This is a genomic window from Alteromonas sp. AWQ4_252, assembly GCF_056158205.1.
On the sequence record NZ_JBSWSV010000001.1, the window covers coordinates 430,621 to 448,178 of the forward strand.

Genomic DNA, 17,558 nt, shown 5'->3' on the forward strand with positions numbered 1-17,558 from the left:
CACAAACAGGTTTCGAACCATGCAAGACAACCCGGCAATACAAAGCTTATTTGAGTTCAGCCACGCTTTTACCGCAAAACTACCAGAAATCGCCATTGGCCTTGTAATATTCATCGCCCTGGTAATGGCTGCGGCCCCCATAAGCCGATGGCTGATAAAGCCTTTCGGGTATGTGTCTGCCAGCCCGCTTATACATTCCGTTACCCGCCGCAGCATTAGTATTCTTATTATGTTGCTGGGCGCATACCTGTTTTTAAAGCTGGCCGGGCTTACCGAATTTGCGGTTGCCATTGTTAGCGGTACTGGCCTTATTGGGTTAGTATTGGGTTTTGCCTTTCGCGATATAGCTGAAAACTTTATCTCCAGCCTGCTACTTACGGTTCAACGACCGTTCCGTATTGGTGACGTGGTGCAAATTGCATCGTATACCGGCGTTGTACAAAAGGTGACGTCCCGGGCTACTACCCTGGTTGATTTTGATGGCAACCATATTCAACTTCCGAACGCCACTGTGTATAAGGGCATCATCAAAAACCTGACGGCAAACCCGAATATGCGCGGCCACTTCATTATAGGCGTGGGGTACAACAGCAATATTGCTGAAGTACGGGAATTAGCCATGCAGGTGCTCAATAATCACGACCATGTACTGCAAACCCCGGAACCCATGGTACTGATTGATAACCTTGGGGCATCTACTTACAACTTAAAAGTGTATTTTTGGATAAATGTAGAGGCCACCAGCGTAATTAAAATGGCGTCGGCGCTGATGCGTATTCTCACCGAAACTTTCTTAGAGGCAGGTATTTCTATGCCAGATGACGCAAGAGAACGCATATTCCCGGAAGGTTTGTCGTTAGTAAACGGAAAACAAGCTGAACACAATGCTTTGGAGCAGACAACAACGCAATCATCAAAGCCACAAGGGGTACTTGCCCCACGCAGCAATGCTGAGCAAGATCATCATCAGGAAGATGTAACCAGTGAAAATGACGACATTCGCAAACAGGCAGAGCAAAGCCGAGAGCCGGAAGATGGCAGTAACATTTTGCCAGAATAAAAAACCCCGTACCCAATGGGCACGGGAAAAGGCCTGTAAGATGAGCCAAACAGACCTGAGGGACTGTGCCTTCGCTTTTGGCAAGTTGCGTTAGCGAAGCAATTTAATCAGTGTACGCCCTAATCGCACATTTAGCGCGCCCGCCGCCACGGCTTCTGCAGAATTTTCTACAACCTTGGCTGCCAGCGAGCCGCCAATTTGGTTCGCCAGCTCGTCGGTTGCCATATCAAACAAACTCTGGGCCGCCAGGTTTTGCGCCAGTACTTTAAACAATCGCCAACTACCTGCCGTACCAGGGCGTAAACCAAACACCCGGGCCACGCTACGAATAGTTCGAAAGCTTATCCAGCTAATGGCCAGAGTTTGAATTAAATGATTCGGGCTAATAAAGGTAAGACTACCACTAACCACGGCTTCTTTTTTTACAATTTCTTCAGCTTTCGCGGTTACCGGCGTAGATACCGTTTCCTCGTAAAGATTGGTGAGCTCTTTTGCCGTCATGTCGTCGGTAAGCACTTGTTGATATTGCTTGTAGCACCGTGCGGCATAACTGCCTTTCCCAAAGCGGCTGGCATGGGTTGCAATAGTGCTTTTCACTTCATCTGCGCTTTCAGTTTTCGCCAGCGCTTCCAGGTTTAGTGGCGTTTCAATACAGGCTTCTACCGCCCTGAAACCCAGCCATTCTTTAATAATAAGAGTGAGTAACGCAACCACAAAACCGGCCATCAGCACACCCAGAAGAGTGCTGGATACGGGGAATGTGTCAAAGCGAGTTACAATGGCTTCAATGGCATCGAATACCATAAAGGCCACCACAGCCAGTACGCCTAACAGCAGCGTAACCACTTTAAGCGACAAGCCTTGTTTCTCGTCTACATCCCATTCGCTGGTATCACGCCGCGCCGGCATGCTTACCTTTGGTTGCGCCTCGTTTAACGACACTTCACTGATACGAGAGCGATAGTGAGGTGAGTTTTCTTCAGAAGATTGCATAGTTAGTCTTCCAGTAAGTATTGAAATAATCTGTCGAGTCCTATTCCGTTGAGCATGCGCGGCCTGTAGTCCTTAGGCACCGCCGCCCTGAGTACAGGGTAATTGTCTTCTTGTCTGATAAAGGTGATATAAGGCGGTAAAAAATCATACCGCGCTTCCCGGTAGTCGCCCTCTATCGATGTATACCTTATGGCCTTTGTTGTAGAGCCCAAATCGGTAATGCGAATGGACGACACCAGGAAATATTCATGAGCAATGCGATTGGCAGCCAGCTTTGTTACTGCGCTGCTGGCTACATCAGTCATGAGTGAGAGTAGATTTTTTTGATACATAGGCGGAGCGTTATCCGCTTTTGTTGCCACAAAAGCCACACGACGAATACTTCGCTTGCGCAAAATGGTTTCTTTAAACCAGTGTTGCTGGCCATAAGCAAACACATCCGCCAGGTGACTCAAGGTTTCCTTTTGCTGCATAACATGCATTTTGCTGTGGTTTAAGCCTTCGAATAAATCCACCAGAATGATTTGTTTATCAGATTCTCTGAAGGTGGTTTTGCGAAGTTCCTTTAGCCAGTTCTCCTGAAACGATTTAAAGTGCTTGGTAAACAAAATGGTCCAGGGGTGAGATACATCGCTACTGATCTTGGCTGGTAGTGGCGTAAACCCCTCTTCTCCCCAATCGAACCCCGATTTCTTCAACAAGAAACTGCCGGGTTGCAACATGGCAATACCCGCATTTTTGGCCTGAATTAAATAGTTGCGGTATACCACCACCAAATCCTGAACCGCTTCGATAGTGGGCTCTTCGTCGAAGTTGAAATCTTGCAGGGTTTGGTGCCACTCGGAAACGTAATGTTCCTGCGGTGGCGACATTTGTTGTGCCAGACAGGAGTCAGACCACTGGGCGAAGGTTTTGTCGATCATGGGTAAATCGGTTATCCATTCGCCAGGGTAGTCAATAAGCTCAAGTACTACGTCGGTGTAGGGAAACAAGTGCTTCTTAAACTTGTGTTTTTGTTTCAGACGAATAATAACTTTAACACCAAACACGGCTTCGGTAGCTCTGGGCCATTCACCTCTTTCAAGAGATTCCAAATGTTCTTCAAGGGGAAACATGTTGAAGCCTTCCAGGGGCTCTACGCGAACAGATTCCACCAGCTTCTCTGGTAAATATCGCAGTAGAGGTAAACAATAGAATTTACCTTCACCACGATGTTTAAAAGCGGTAATCAGGCTGGTAAATAGCATGGTTTTCCCGCTGCGACTGAGCCCGGTAATAGTAAACCGGTGAGTTTCTTTGGTAAACCAACCGGTTGCCGCGCTCACGCCATCTTTTACCGGCGACAAAGGCGAAAGAACATTTTGAACGAATCGCTTCATGTATTTCCTCACTACCGTGTGAATGTTTAACCATATTATCACTATATGGGCCAAAGGGATGTGATTAAAAGGTACAGTTATATTTGGAAACAATTCGGTGCAGTTTCCGTCCCGTTTTCCATTTATACGACACTATTTTAATTAACTCTTCAGGATGTTACATGTAACATTGGCGTGTTATCTACTTGCCAGCGAGCAGAACATGACGCCAGGAAAACGCCCTACGTTACAGGATATTGCCGACAAAGTGGGTGTAACCAAGATGACGGTGAGCCGCTACATGCGATCGCCTGCCTCGGTTGCCGCCACCACCCGGGAGAAAATAGCCGATGCCATAGAAACACTGGGTTATATTAAAAACCGGGTACCGGCTATTTTGTCTAAATCGTCCAGCAAAACCATTGGGGTATTAGTGCCGAGTTTGTCAAACCAGGTATTTGCCGATTTGGTACAAGGGGTGGAAGACGTAGCAGGTGAACAGGGTTACGACACGCTTATTGCCCATACAGGCTACAGTGAATCGGTAGAAGAAGAAAAAGTCGCCCTGATGCTGTCGTACCAGGTAGACGGCCTCATTCTTACCGAAACCCAGCATTCTTCCCGTACCCTGCAAATGCTTAGTCAGGCGGGTATTCCCGTGGTGGAAACCATGGAAATTCCTGCTACTCCCATTGATATGGCTGTTGGGCTTGATCACCAGGCTGCGGCGTTTGCTATGGTGTCTGCCATTATTGCCTCGGGCAAACAGCACGTGGTTTATTTGGCCGCCCGCATGGACAGCCGAACCCTTCTGCGCAAAGCAGGCTACGAAAAGGCCATGAAACAAGCCGGGCTTGAACCCGCAACAGTGGCTACACTTGCCCATTCCAGTTTTACCTTGGGCGGAGAGTTACTGGATGAAGCACTGGCTCAGCACCCCAGCACCAATGCCGTATTTTGTACCAATGACGATATAGCCGTCGGCGTTATGCTCAGATGTAAGCATTTGGGATTGCGTGTTCCGGAAGATATGGCGGTAGCGGGATACAACGGGTTAAACATTGGCGAGGCAATGACGCCCTTGCTTACCAGTGTGATAACGCCAAGAGCGGAAATGGGCCGGGTAAGCGCCTCAAATATATTACAAAGCCTGCGCGGCGAGCGACCCAACGCGCCTGTTACTGAATTACCCTGGTCTATTAACCGGGGCTTCACCGTGTGAACGAGCACCTGTAGTAATGTTGCGCTGCGCCAGTAACTGAAGCACATCATTCACTATAGCCTGGGGGCTGTCGCTAATAGCAACAGTAAGCACGTCAGTTTCATCACTCCCCGGCCGCTGGAGAATATCGAACTGGCTATCCAGCATATCCGGCTTCATAAAATGCCCTTTTCGCTGGGTCATTCGCTGTAAAATAGTATGCTTATCACCATCTAAAAACACAAAGTAAAGGTTGTGATTATTGCCGCGGATAATATCCCGATAGTGCTTTTTTAGTGCTGAGCACACAATAACACTGCACTGCTCCTGTTGTAGCAGCTTGTGCGCTTCACTGCTTATTTGTTCAAGCCAGGGGCGGCGATCGTCATCTGTTAACGGTATACCGGCAGACATTTTTTCTACATTGCTGCGTGGGTGCAAGTCATCACCGTCGATAAAGGTGGCCTGAAGCGCCTGTGCAAGATGCTCACCTACGGTAGATTTCCCTGAACCGCTTACGCCCATCACGATAATCGAAAACCCGTCGCGCTGACCATTTTGTATTGCAGACATAGTATTGCCTCCCTTAGCACCCCGTACTTTAGCGTTGTAAAGCATGCTCACGGGTGTTAAAAAATTGTTTAACAACCTGGTTTTGTTCGTGCTAATGTTACCGGTAACGTTAGCCGTTGTGAATTCATTTTTTAACCCTAAAACACCAATACCGAGAGTTACAGTATGGATATAAGTCTTGTCGCCAGCCCAACGCATTTATTGTTAACCGGGCTTGGGGCCGTTTTTTTACTGGTGCTGCTAATTTTGGTTTTACGCATTCATGCGTTCGTTGCGCTTATTGGGGTTAGTGCGTTAACAGCGGTTGTGGCCGGTATTCCCAGCGCACAGATTGTACCTGTGATGGTATCTGGCTTTGGCGGCACCCTGGCTTCGGTCGCGTTGCTGGTTGGGTTGGGTTGCATGATTGGTAAGTTGCTGGAAGTCACCGGCGGTGCGCAGGTGTTAGCCGATGGCCTGATAAACCGCTTTGGTGAAGCGAAAGCCCCTTTTGCCCTGGGTGTAGCATCGTTATTATTCGGTTTCCCCATATTTTTCGACGCTGGTCTTATCGTTATGTTTCCCATACTCATGAGCGTGGCAGCGAAATTTGGCGGTTCAACATTAAAATACGCATTACCTGCCGCTGGCGCTTTTGCGGTAATGCACGCCTTCGTACCGCCCCATCCTGGCCCCGTGGCTGCCGCCGATTTACTAGGTGCAGACATGGGCCTGCTATTACTCATAGGTTTAATAATAGCAATACCTACATGGTATGTAGGCGCTTACTTATTTGCTTTATATACCGGTAAGCGAATAACCATAGATTTACCACCACTGTTTAAAAACTCAAGTGATGCTGCTGCCGTTAAACCACCGGCGTTTGGTACTGTGCTTGCGGTGTTGCTTACGCCGGTTGTACTGATTTTTATGGATACCGGCTTAAACACACTTACTACAACCGGCACTATTTCTTCTGATCTGGCCTGGGTAGATGTATTGCGCACGCTGGGGAAAACCCCTATCGCTCTGCTCATTACGCTTCTGCTTTGTTTAGTGTTGTTTACCCCGGCACTGGGAAAGCAACGCACAGAACAGTTGTGTGGTGAATCCCTTGCGCCTGTATGCGGGGTAATTCTGGTTACCGGCGCTGGCGGTATGTTTGCTGGCGTGTTGCGAAGCAGTGGTATAGGCGATGCGCTGGCCTCGTTACTTCACGATACCGGCCTGCCAGTTATTGTTGCCGCCTTTGTCATTTCAACCTGCCTTCGGGTTGCGCAAGGGTCGGCAACCGTGGCCCTTACCACCACGGCAGCACTCATGGCGCCCATTGTGGCATTGTCACCTGGTTTATCAGCCGTCGATTTATGCTGTGTGGTTATTGCCATTGCTGGCGGCGCAACTGTACTTTCACACTTTAACGATTCAGGCTTTTGGCTTGTTTCCCGCCTACTGGATATGGACGAAAAAACCACGTTAAAAACCTGGACGGTAATGGAAACCCTGCTTGGCTCACTTGCCTTCTTGTTCGCGGGCTTGTTGAGTTTGGTTTTCTGAGAACAGCAAAGAGCATACAACACGCTACTAGCAGTATTGGCTATAAATTGTGTCGCAAAATACTCATCACGACTAGGTGAACATTTTTTGTACTGTGCTAAGATGGCAGCGTAAAAATCATACACAAGGAAGGTTTTATGCAGCGCCATGGTTACATCCTATTGATAGGCTTGCTATTCATTACACTGTTTAGCTCATATGCGAAATCAGAATCATTGGCTCAGAACAATATATCTGCCAATGATCAGCTCAATACTTTTCTTGACCAGCAATGGCAACAGTTTTCGCAGTTTAATCCTGAGTATGCCTCGTATTTGGGCCTTGGTAATGATGCCATAAACCGTCGCTGGACAGATTACAGTATGCGTGCCATTCATCAGCGGCACAAAGCGCATCAGGCTGCATTGACAGAATTGAAAGCTATCGACAGAAGCCAGTTGTCTAATTTTCAACAAACCAATTACGACTTAGCGCAGTGGCAACTGCAAATGGGAATTGACGAATTCCAGTTCAATACTCACCTTATTCCTCTCGACCAATCCAGTGGGGTGCAAACACTGGACGATTTCGCCAACTTTATCCCACTTAACACGCTTGGCGACTACGAAAACTGGCTGGCCAGGCTAGAGGCGTTGCCAACGCTTATCGACCAAACGCGTCTGCTCATGGAAGCCGGCAAAGAAGCGAACATCATGCCCTCAGCAGCTACCATGTCGCGGATCCCAGACCAACTAAAGCGGCACGATGTAGATAACCCTGTCGACAGCCTGTTTTATGCACCTTTCACCTCGCTTCCTGATGCGATACCCAAGGCCCAACAACAGGCTTTGCAAAATAGAGCGAAACGTATTATTGAAGAAGCGATAACGCCCAAATACCGTGAGTTCACGGCGTTTTTTGAAAGTGAATATTTACCCGCCTGTCGAAAGGATGTAGGCGTATGGGCATTACCTAACGGCAAGGAATATTATCAGCACCTTATCGGTTACTTCACCACCACTGACATGACGCCCGATGAAATTCATGAGCTTGGAAAAAGGGAAGTAGCGCGCAACCGCGCTGAAATGCTTAAGATTATTGAGGAAGTGGGTTTTGAGGGAGATTTTGATGCATTCGTCACTTTTTTGCGCACCGATCCACAGTTTTACTACGATACACCCGACGCTTTGTTTAATGCTTACCTAGCCACCAGTAAACGAATTGACCCTGAGCTAACCAAGTTATTTGGAAAATTGCCACGAGCGCCTTACGGCCTTAAACCCATCCCCGACAACATAGCACCAGATTCAACAACGGCTTACTACTATCCACCCTCGGCAGATGGTTTGCGGCCAGGCTATTATTACGTAAACCTGTATCAACCAGAAACCCGCCCCAAATATGAAATTGAGGTACTCAGTGTGCACGAAGCTGTGCCCGGTCATCACTTACAGCTTGCGTTACAAAACGAATTGGGTGAACTCCCCATGTTCCGCCGCTTTTTAAACTTTGCCGTGTTTGTTGAAGGTTGGGGGCTGTACAGCGAACGTTTGGGTTATGATTTGGGGTTGTATCAGGATCCCTACTCGCGCTTTGGACAGTTAACGTATGACATGTGGCGCTCAGTGCGTTTAGTGGTAGACACGGGTTTGCATTACAAAGGTTGGACTCGCCAGCAAGCAATCGATTATTTCAAAGCCAACGCGGCTAAGTCTGAACAAGACATTATCAATGAAATTGACCGCTATATTTCCTGGCCTGGCCAAGCGCTGGCCTACAAAATAGGGCAACTAAAGATACTGGAACTACGAGAAAAAGCTACATCAGAGCTTGGAGACAAATTTGATATTCGCGCGTTTCACGACACTGTACTGGGTTCGGGTTCAGTGCCACTCAATGTACTTGAAGACAACGTCGATAGCTGGATAGATAGTCAACGTTAGCGAAGGTGATTCATGAGAGCATTGTTCCCCCATAGCACATATATCTTATTGATTGGGTTACTTTTACTTCCATTCGTATCTGTCGGTGCCTCGGAAGAGAAGGATTTTAGCGATTTTAGTTTTACTCGTTATGGTGGTAGTGGGGGCGGTGTTGTAAACGATATGGTGGTTACTGTTCAATCGTTGGGTATGGAACAATGGAACAATGGCTTGAGGAATTCTACAAGTTTCTCCCGGTACTCCACCGTTTCAATCAAATTTAGTGAACCGATAAGTTCGTTTTCGTTAAAGATAGAAAAAGTATATAAGGGTGTTGAATTTCTTGGCGACTTCAACATTGGCAACCCGACTGAGCTTACTGGCACATTAGTTCGACAAGACACTCCCCCGAAAAAATTAATCGCTCCTCATTCAGGTAAATCAGTGCTAGTTACCTCTAGCGAAAAAGGCGATCATGGTTATGGCGTATTAACCTGGAACGGGCTCAATACGCAATTTGTTAGCTTTTCTATTCTGAGAACAAAACAGAAAGCCGCCTTAGGCATTGAATCATTTCATTTTGAACGACTGGATAAGAAAAATGGCCCCATCGATACTGAGATAACCCGATACTGCGCTTATACTGCGACCGGGCCTGAGCGTGCCCTATGCCGCGAGAAAGCGCGGGCCATGATCATTGACAACAAATCGGGCTATTCAAGGGTAAAGCAAGACTTGGGTATTGAGCTAGAAGGGGTCAGCGCACCGAGTTCTAAAGAAGAAACGTATCCTAAATTCAAAATAGTAGACGTAAAACCCAACAGTGTTGGCGCACAACTTAAACTCAAAGGCACTTACTTTCGCGATTTTGATGAGGTTGTTAAACAAGTCAATCAAGCTTATCAGAACGATACTGCAAGGTTAAACTTCTATGTCAAAGGCGATGATAATAAGTATCGGCATATCGAGTATGTATTCGCTCCTGAGGAACTCATTTCCCCCCTGTACAATCAAGGTTTAGTAAAAGGAAAGTATGACGCAAAGGAGTACCTTCCTTTTACTGTTAGCTATTCCAGAGAGCCACTCAGTGATGACCAGGGAAAGTTTAAGAAAGTTTTCTATATAGAGCTTAATCACAGGCATGCTATTAACGAAGCCGGTTTCATCAATACTTTTCTCAAAGGCGTTGGCAGTGATCGAAATTCTAGTCAGGTTATTGAGTGTGGCGCTGCTGATATCTGCGATTTTAAAATCTATGCGCCAGATAAGTCGCTGATATCAACTTTGCGTACAGAGAAACCGAAACATGACAGTGGGCTTATGCTTGATAGTCGCAAAGGCGGTTATCTTACAGAACGCTGGCAACGCGTGATAAACGATAAAGAAACACTGACACTTCCAAACTATTTATCACTCTTCGAATACATTGGCGATGGACATATTGACTTACTCTACACCCGCTCCAGCCGCGCAAGACTGTTAAGTTTTATTGAATCACGTTATACCTCTTTTGCGCACACATATACTTATTACTGCGTTGGCTCAAGACCCACTAATAAGATCCTTGAAGACGTTGACTATTATACTATTACTGATTATTGGTTCAGAGAGCGCGTTACGACAGTAACCGAGTATAAAGTTGAAATAGCAGAAGAATTCTATGACCTCGCAAAAGAGCTGGTTAACACTCGCGGCCTCAGTGATGTTGGGCTAATCCCGGAACTTGTCGAGCGCTACTCTTGCTCATCACCACAAATGCAGGCAATTAAAAATTTATATCCGAAATTAATACGCATCTTGCAAAAGCAAGAAAAGTCGCCCTTGTTTAACAACAAAATAATGCTTGATAAAAATGCCAACGTTTTGCCTCTCCACGCGTTTAAGTACACAGATTGCGATTCCTGTGTTCAACAAATAACTGATGAGTTACTTTCTGAAAACCGTTATGTAAAAGACGCCATATTTAGCACAGGTGACTACTTCTACAACGGACGATGGACGCAAATGAGTCGCATCGATATAGAAAATCACAAACCAATAAGTGTTAATGGACTATTTACGAGGCAAGGAAACAGTGAACATCTTAGGCACTATTTCAGTGGGAGAAACACTACAACGATTGAAGAGTTGATAGCGTATCATCGAATGCGTTTTGACCTTTACGCTATCTATATTTTGGCAGACCGCTCGCCCAGTTTACAAAAAGCTGATGAAAGTAACGCTGACTTTTACCAAAGAGTAAATAGCTTTATTGACGATAATAGCCACATTTTGAAAAATGTATCGTTAGCATTAACAGGTCAGTATTTTGTTGATGGGGAGCCCGTTTGGTTTACACCGTTCATCAATGATCTTGAACGCGTTATGTACTCGTTTGGCTGGCCGGAAAAAGGACAAGAAAAACAACAAGACTGGTTCATAGTCGTTAGGGAACACCGTGCCGCTGAGTTTGTTAAGAGATATGGCAACATGCACATCGATCAGCACATGTATCAGTATATGAGAAGTATAATGGGGAAAGAAAAATTTAAAGCAGAGCGTGAGTGGGGCGAAAAAGCGGCAAGCATTTTTTATGATCATGACAGCATGTTGCATGGTCAAATTGTTTCAACCATTACTTATCAAAACGTAATAGATCATTTTAACCAGATTAGCCCCGACGGTTCTCTCGCCAAGCGCTTTGCCGAAAAATTCGCAACGGCAGACTATTCTCACAATGCCGCAGCAGTATGGCTGGGCGGCTTTGGCAACGAACACCAATACGAAAAAGTGCGCAATGGTCGGTTTATCCCAAAAAATTTGGATAGGATTGAAGCATTCTTAGTGTCGAGCACCGAGCAGCAATAGAGAACCCTATAACAGACCAAGCACGCGCTGCTTCTTCGTATAGGCCAAGACTAGTTTCATTTAATTAGTATAAAAACACATAACAAAAAAGTGTCACACCCTTAAAAACTTGTGTTAGTATCCAACAAGTTACAGGGAACGTGACGCTATTTTCATTTATTTTTATGCGAAGGACATTCGCGCGCCCTGTAACGTACACGGACTTCTACGTTAAGGGTTATGTATGTTTCCACATCATAAAAAGCAATTATTAAAAACTATTTTATACACCGGTTTAACTACCGGCACGCTGGCCATTACCGGCTGCGGCGGTGGCGGTTCTTCTGAGGAACCAAACCGGCCTCCAAGTGCAAATGCAGGCAGCGATGTCAGTGTGAGCGAAAACACCGAAGTAACATTAAATGTGACTGCTACAGACAGTGATGGCAGTGTTGCCAGCTTTGCCTGGCAGCAAACCGACGGACCCACCATTACACTATCGAATACCACCGGGTCGTCGTTAATTTTTACCACACCGGAAGTAACGGAAGACACCAGCGCGACGTTCAGCGTGACCATTACCGACAACGAAGGGCTAACAGCCACTGATACCGTTGTGGTTAACATTGCCAACGTGAACAAGCTACCCACTGTTGAACTGATCGTTGATGCTCTTGAGGTAAACGAAGAAACCGCTGTTACCATAGTGGCTGATGGTACTGACGAAGATGGCAGCATCGCCTCATACACGTGGACGCAAGTATCTGGAATTACCCTTGAATTAGGCGGTACCTCTACCGAAGCACTTGAAATTACTGCCCCGGCCGTGACTGAAAACCAGGATGCCGTGGTGTCGGTCACCGTAACGGATAACGAAGGCGCTACGGCAACAACAGAAATGACGGTAACCGTGGTAAACACGCCAGTACCTAACATTTCAGCGCTATCACCTGATTTTGGTATTGCCGGTTCTGAAGTAACGGTTACTGCCAATGCGCTTATTCCTGCAAACACACAGTTAATGATGAATGGCGTAGCCATAGAAGCTGAACTTGTTTCTGACACGTCACTGGCGTTTACCGTTCCTGCCGAAGCAACTACTGGCGCGGTTACCCTGGAATATCAGGAAGAAACCTCAAACCCGGTGATTTTTGAAGTAACCGAAAACGGCCTTATTGCGCCTACAGAAGATGGCATTATCGTTGACGAACTCGGTACCGAAGTGGTCAGCGATTACGTGTTAGTTGCCATTAGCGAAGATGCTAGCTCTGAGTCAGAAGCAGCTCGCCTTGCTGGTCTTATTGGTGGCACGGTTGTAGGTAAAATTGAAGAGCTGAACGTATGGCAGATTGAAGTGGATGCCAGCACCGTTGCCGAACTTGAAACGTTTGTTGCTACGCTGGAAGCAGAAGCCACCGTGCGCTATGCCATGATTGACTCGAACGTAACCGGTGAGTCGGTTGATTGGTCTGCCGACCCGGATCGCCCATCACAACGCTCACGCAACCGGGTAGAAGAAGGTGCGGCGCTTTACGCATCAAAAGTGAGCCGCGCGCCCACTGAAACCCAGTTGTTGCCATTCTTCATGGCCATTGGTGTTTCTGAAGATGGCATTAATTTCGACGTTGACGATTTCGACAACTACCTTAAAAGCGAGCGCAGTGCCAGTAATGTAAACATTTATGCTAATGATTTACCTGTTGACGATGTAAACCACGGCATTCAGGTAACCGGTATTGTGGCCGCTGAATTAGGCGACGGTGGAAACGCTGGCCTGGTGAGCGCTTTGGCTGGTTCTCACAGCGGCGCGAACATCAACGTTGCAGGCGGTACTATTGCGGGGCGCATTTCAAAAACGCTGGCCCAGTTACGTGCCGGTGCTACAGTGATTAACTGGAGCTGGGGCGTACATAAAGAAGGCTACCAAACCTGTGAGGGTACGGCTGGCTCAAGTAATCGAGTTGCTGCAAATCAGTTTCCTGGTATTGAAAAGATGGTGGAAGATTTTGTCACCACCCTTGAAGACGATTATCCTAACGCTATTGTTGTTTCCAGCGCCGGTAATGGACGCACCGATGCCGGTGATGCAAACTCTCGCTTGCCTACCTCAATTGAAAGCGACCAGTTGATTGTTGTAGGCGCACATACAACAGAAGGTACAGTATTCAATGCAGCTACAACAGAAGATATGCACGCTGCGAATACTTGTTTTGCCGACAGCACTAACACTGACGTGAAGCGTGCCAGCTATTCAAACTATGGTGACCGAGTGGATATCACCGCTGCAGGCTCCATTATGGGATACAACGCTGAGCCGCATATTTTCGGTGATACCGACGGTGATGGCCGTTCAGACTACAGCAACGCGGGTACCAGCTATGCCACACCTCTGGTGACGGCAACGATTGCTCTTATGCAGTCGGTGAACCCTAACTTGTCACCATCTGAAATTAAAGCCATGTTGCGTTCTTCAGCATTGCCTATTCAAAATGATGTTGCACTGACCAGCCCGGCAGGTACAGACGTAGTGACACGTGCGCTTACTGCAACAGAGTCTGCCGCCAATGCAGGGATGGGTGCACGCCTGAACGTAGAAGGCGCTATTCAGGCCGCCATCGACAGCCGTGAAACAGAAACCCTCACTAAAGGCGACCTGGTAAATATTGAGTTAGGCGGTTTTGACACCTCAGTTACCCAAACAATCGACGTGGTTATTCCTGGCGATTCGCCGGTATTTAATGAAGTAGACATTATGTTTATTGTCGATGTGTCAGGTAGTTACAGTGATGACCTTTCTACGTTCCGCTCGCGGGCTATTAGCCTGATTGATGCCTTTGGCAGTGCCGGTCAGGATGTAAAAATCGGTGTTTCGAGTTTCAGTGACTTCCCGCAAAGCCCGTACGGCAGCTACAGGGACTACGCATACAGCTTAGATCAAACACTAACAGATGACCCTACCGAAGTCGTTAACGCCCTCAACGATTTGAACATTTTAAGTGGTAGTGACAGCCCTGAAAGTCAGCTGGAAGCCGTGTACCAAACAGCTGATGCAGCCAGTGGCTGGCGTGAAGGTGCATTGCCGGTGATGTTCCTTGCCACCGACGCCAGTTTCCACGACAGCGACAACGAAAGCGGTTATCCCGGCGCAGGTTTCACCGAAACCCTGGCCAGATTGAACGACCAAAACATGACAGTATTTGGTCTTCAGTCAGGTGGTACCGTTTCTGATGTACTTACCCTTACCAGCGCCACCGGCGGTGACGCCTTCTCGCTGTCTCGTGACAGTGCGGAAGTGGTAGAGTCAGTACTTGACGCCATCGACGTAGCCAGCAGCAACCTGTCGGTGAAAATGGAGCCGTCCGGCGATTTCTACGACATCGTCGAAAGCATTGTACCGCTGGGTGACAACGTGTCTGAAGATGGCGTGTCGGTAACCGGTGTTAACCCCGGTGACACCATTAGCTTTGACGTAACCTTCAAACGCAGCTTCCTGGAGATCTTTGGTGACGAGAGCCATACCATTACCTTGCGGTTACTGGTTAACGCCAATGATGTTGCCATTATTCAGGAAATTCCTGTGGTTATTAATTTTGATTAGGAGAGCAGTATGAAACGCATACTTATCGCTTCTGCCATTTTGGCGATGTCTTCAGGGTTGGCGTATGCCGACGACGCTTGCACCACACAAGCTGCAGATAACGGCACCGATACCAAGGTATTGAGCGCTGAAGGCAAATACTTAGGTTATGTAAGTCCGAATAACGACGGCAGTTTCTTCATGTGGTTAGAAGGAAAAGGCGCGGTGAATGAAACGGCAGCAAGCTATTACGATGCTGTGGATTTTGTTTGCGCAGCGGCCAATAACGAAGAGTAAACACGAGAAAAGGCATGCTGAACTAAGCATGCCCTGATGTTTTTCCAAGGGGGCACTGCAATGTGCCCCTTTTTTATTAGTTCAGTGAAAACCGAAAGTGTGTTACTGGTGACAAACGGTAGGTTCGGATATGCCTCGTTTTAGCATCAGCAATTTAAGAAACAGGTGCAAAACTCATAGGCCTCTGGCATGCTATTTCTATTGGTTTTTGATGTTTAGCGTGATTATGCAAACCGACCCCTTTAGATTCTGCCCTGCGTGTAAAAGCGATAACTTTACTCTTACCGACAACCGGTATTTTTGCGACAACTGCCACTTCACTTTCTTTCTCAATGCGGCCACTGCGGTAGCAGGTATTACTGTGTGTCATGATGAAGTGCTGTTTACTGTTCGCGGAAAAGAGCCGGGTAAGGGCATGTTGGGCCTGCCTGGTGGTTTTGTAGACTTTAACGAATCTATGGAAGATGCTTTGCGCAGGGAAACGTTTGAAGAAATCGGTATTGAAGTAAAAAACTGGCAGTACTTACTCTCAGCGCCGAACACTTACGACTATGCCAATGTGCGCTATCGAACCTGTGATGGCTTTTATGTGGCGAATATAGCTCAAAAACCACAGCTTACTTTACAGCAATCAGAAATTGCCGGCGTGAAATGGCTCCCTCGCAAGCAAATCAATCTTGAGGACGTTGCCTTTGAATCGATGCGCAAGGCCCTCGCCTGTTATTTATCTCAATGCGAAGAACAATAAAAAGGAACAAGCATGAAACGCATTTTTCTCACTCTTGGTGCGGCACTGGGTTTACTGGTGATAGTTTTGGTAGTAAATACCCTTCGATTTACCCCACCTGAATTGACACAAGCCGGCGGTAAAACCACACCAGTTGAACCTGATGGCAACGTTCTGGCCCGACAGTTATCTGAGGCTATTACTTACCAAACCATTTCCTTCGAAGACGGAAACAAAGATAACTATGCCGCCTTCAGTGCTTTCACTCGATGGCTGGAAACCACTTACCCACTGGTCTTCGACACACTTGTGTTACACCGCATTAATGAACACACCTTGCTGCTGCAGTGGAAAGGCAGCACTGCCGATGCACCTGTGTTGTTATCGGCCCACTATGATGTTGTACCCGTTAACCCAGGCACAGAACAAGACTGGACTCACCCCCCTTTCGCCGGTGTAATTGAAGACGGCGTAATTTGGGGTCGAGGGGCGTTGGATGACAAAAGCGCTGTTATCGCCATGATGGCATCTGCCACCGCGTTGCTGGAACAAGGTTTTACACCAAAACGTGATGTGTATTTCTCATTTACTCACGATGAAGAACTAGGCAGTGACTTAGGTGCGCAGTCGGTTGTGGCCTGGTTCGAGCAGCGCAATATTGAGCTGGCGTGGTCATTGGATGAAGGCTCGTTTGTGCTAAAAGACATTTTGCCGGGCCTGGACAAAAATATAGCCAGCATTAACGTAGCGGAAAAAGGGTTTCTGACGGTAAAACTCACGGCCACTGGCGCTGGTGGACACAGCTCTATGCCGCCACAGGATACCGCCGTTAGCATTCTCGCCAGTGCCATATTAAAAGTACGGGATGCGCCACTGCCCGGTGGGCTCGACGGTGTTAGCGAAGATATGTACAGCAATATTGCCCGCCATATGGACTTTGGTAAACGCATGATGTTTGCCAATATGTGGCTGTTCAAACCCTTACTCAATACCGTGCTGGATGACAGCACCAGCGGTAACGCTATGCTGCGCACTACCACCGCGCCCACCATGCTTTCAGGTAGTGTGAAATCGAATGTTTTACCTGCTACCGCTACTGCCACCATTAATTTCAGGTTACACCCTCGCGATACGCCGGAACACGTTCTGGCGTGGATAGAAGCCGCCATCGATGACCCGCGTATTAGCGTGGAAGCCATGGAGTCGTTTCCAGCGTCGACGGTAGCCCCCAGTGACAACGAAGGGTTCGCTGATTTGATGACAAGTACGCAAACTGTTTACCCCGATGCCATTGTCACACCAGGGTTGACGATTGCCGCCACCGACAGTCGGTTTTATGCCAAAACCACTAACGCCTACCGGTTCAATCCAATGGTGATCACCAACGAAGATTTAGACGGTTTTCACGGCACCAATGAAAAGATCAGTATTGAGAACATGGTTAACGCAGTGAAATTCTATGCGTCACTTATTGAGAAGCAGTAAAGAGCTCGCCTGCTAAACCACAGG

12 protein-coding genes are annotated in these 17,558 nt (G+C 47.4%); 9 read left to right on the top strand and 3 right to left on the bottom strand.

The window, feature by feature from the left end:
- The first annotated feature begins 19 nt into the window (after positions 1-19).
- Positions 20-1,060 (top strand): mechanosensitive ion channel family protein, encoded by a 1,041-nt coding sequence (locus tag ACXACM_RS01970; RefSeq protein WP_474819431.1) that lies wholly within the window; start codon positions 20-22, stop codon positions 1,058-1,060.
- A 90-nt stretch (positions 1,061-1,150) separates the two neighbouring features.
- Here the strand turns inward: ACXACM_RS01970 and ACXACM_RS01975 are convergent, their stop codons facing one another.
- Together ACXACM_RS01975 and ACXACM_RS01980 are read right to left on the bottom strand one after the other, a co-directional pair.
- A complete protein-coding gene (locus ACXACM_RS01975) occupies positions 1,151-2,053 on the bottom strand; it encodes a DUF697 domain-containing protein (RefSeq protein ID WP_474819432.1) in 903 nt (300 codons plus the stop codon).
- 2 nt (positions 2,054-2,055) lie between these two features.
- Positions 2,056-3,432, bottom strand: coding sequence for a YcjX family protein (locus ACXACM_RS01980; RefSeq protein WP_474819433.1), 1,377 nt, complete (start codon positions 3,430-3,432; stop codon positions 2,056-2,058).
- 202 nt (positions 3,433-3,634) lie between these two features.
- Between ACXACM_RS01980 and ACXACM_RS01985 the strand changes: the two genes are divergently transcribed.
- Positions 3,635-4,633: a substrate-binding domain-containing protein gene (locus ACXACM_RS01985; RefSeq protein ID WP_474819435.1), complete on the top strand. Its 999-nt coding sequence runs from the start codon at positions 3,635-3,637 to the stop codon at positions 4,631-4,633.
- On the opposite strand, the gene ACXACM_RS01990 is transcribed toward ACXACM_RS01985, so the two are convergent.
- Positions 4,598-5,185 carry a gluconokinase gene (locus tag ACXACM_RS01990; RefSeq protein WP_474819437.1) on the bottom strand — a complete coding sequence of 196 codons (588 nt, stop codon included), beginning with the start codon at positions 5,183-5,185 and terminating at the stop codon, positions 4,598-4,600. The genes ACXACM_RS01985 and ACXACM_RS01990 overlap by 36 nt on opposite strands.
- Before the next feature lie 165 nt (positions 5,186-5,350).
- On the opposite strand from ACXACM_RS01990, the gene ACXACM_RS01995 reads away from it, so the two are divergent.
- From ACXACM_RS01995 to ACXACM_RS02025, 7 genes are all read left to right on the top strand, one after another.
- On the top strand, positions 5,351-6,721 hold the full coding sequence (locus ACXACM_RS01995) for a GntP family permease (protein ID WP_474819438.1): 1,371 nt from the start codon (positions 5,351-5,353) through the stop codon (positions 6,719-6,721).
- Between the two features lie 137 nt (positions 6,722-6,858).
- A complete protein-coding gene (locus ACXACM_RS02000; RefSeq protein WP_474819440.1) occupies positions 6,859-8,643 on the top strand; it encodes a DUF885 domain-containing protein in 1,785 nt (594 codons plus the stop codon).
- Between the two features lie 12 nt (positions 8,644-8,655).
- Positions 8,656-11,469, top strand: a complete 2,814-nt coding sequence (locus ACXACM_RS02005; protein WP_474819441.1) for a hypothetical protein — start codon at positions 8,656-8,658, stop codon at positions 11,467-11,469.
- A gap of 223 nt (positions 11,470-11,692) precedes the next feature.
- Positions 11,693-15,046 (top strand): PKD domain-containing protein, encoded by a 3,354-nt coding sequence (locus ACXACM_RS02010; protein ID WP_474819443.1) that lies wholly within the window; start codon positions 11,693-11,695, stop codon positions 15,044-15,046.
- A 9-nt stretch (positions 15,047-15,055) separates the two neighbouring features.
- Entirely contained in the window at positions 15,056-15,322 is a 267-nt protein-coding gene (locus ACXACM_RS02015) for a hypothetical protein (RefSeq protein WP_474819444.1), read from the top strand.
- Positions 15,323-15,533: 211 nt separating this feature from the next.
- Entirely contained in the window at positions 15,534-16,070 is a 537-nt protein-coding gene (locus ACXACM_RS02020; protein ID WP_474819445.1) for an NUDIX domain-containing protein, read from the top strand.
- Positions 16,071-16,082: 12 nt separating this feature from the next.
- Positions 16,083-17,534, top strand: a complete 1,452-nt coding sequence (locus ACXACM_RS02025; protein WP_474819447.1) for a M20 family peptidase — start codon at positions 16,083-16,085, stop codon at positions 17,532-17,534.
- Positions 17,535-17,558 lie beyond the last annotated feature (24 nt).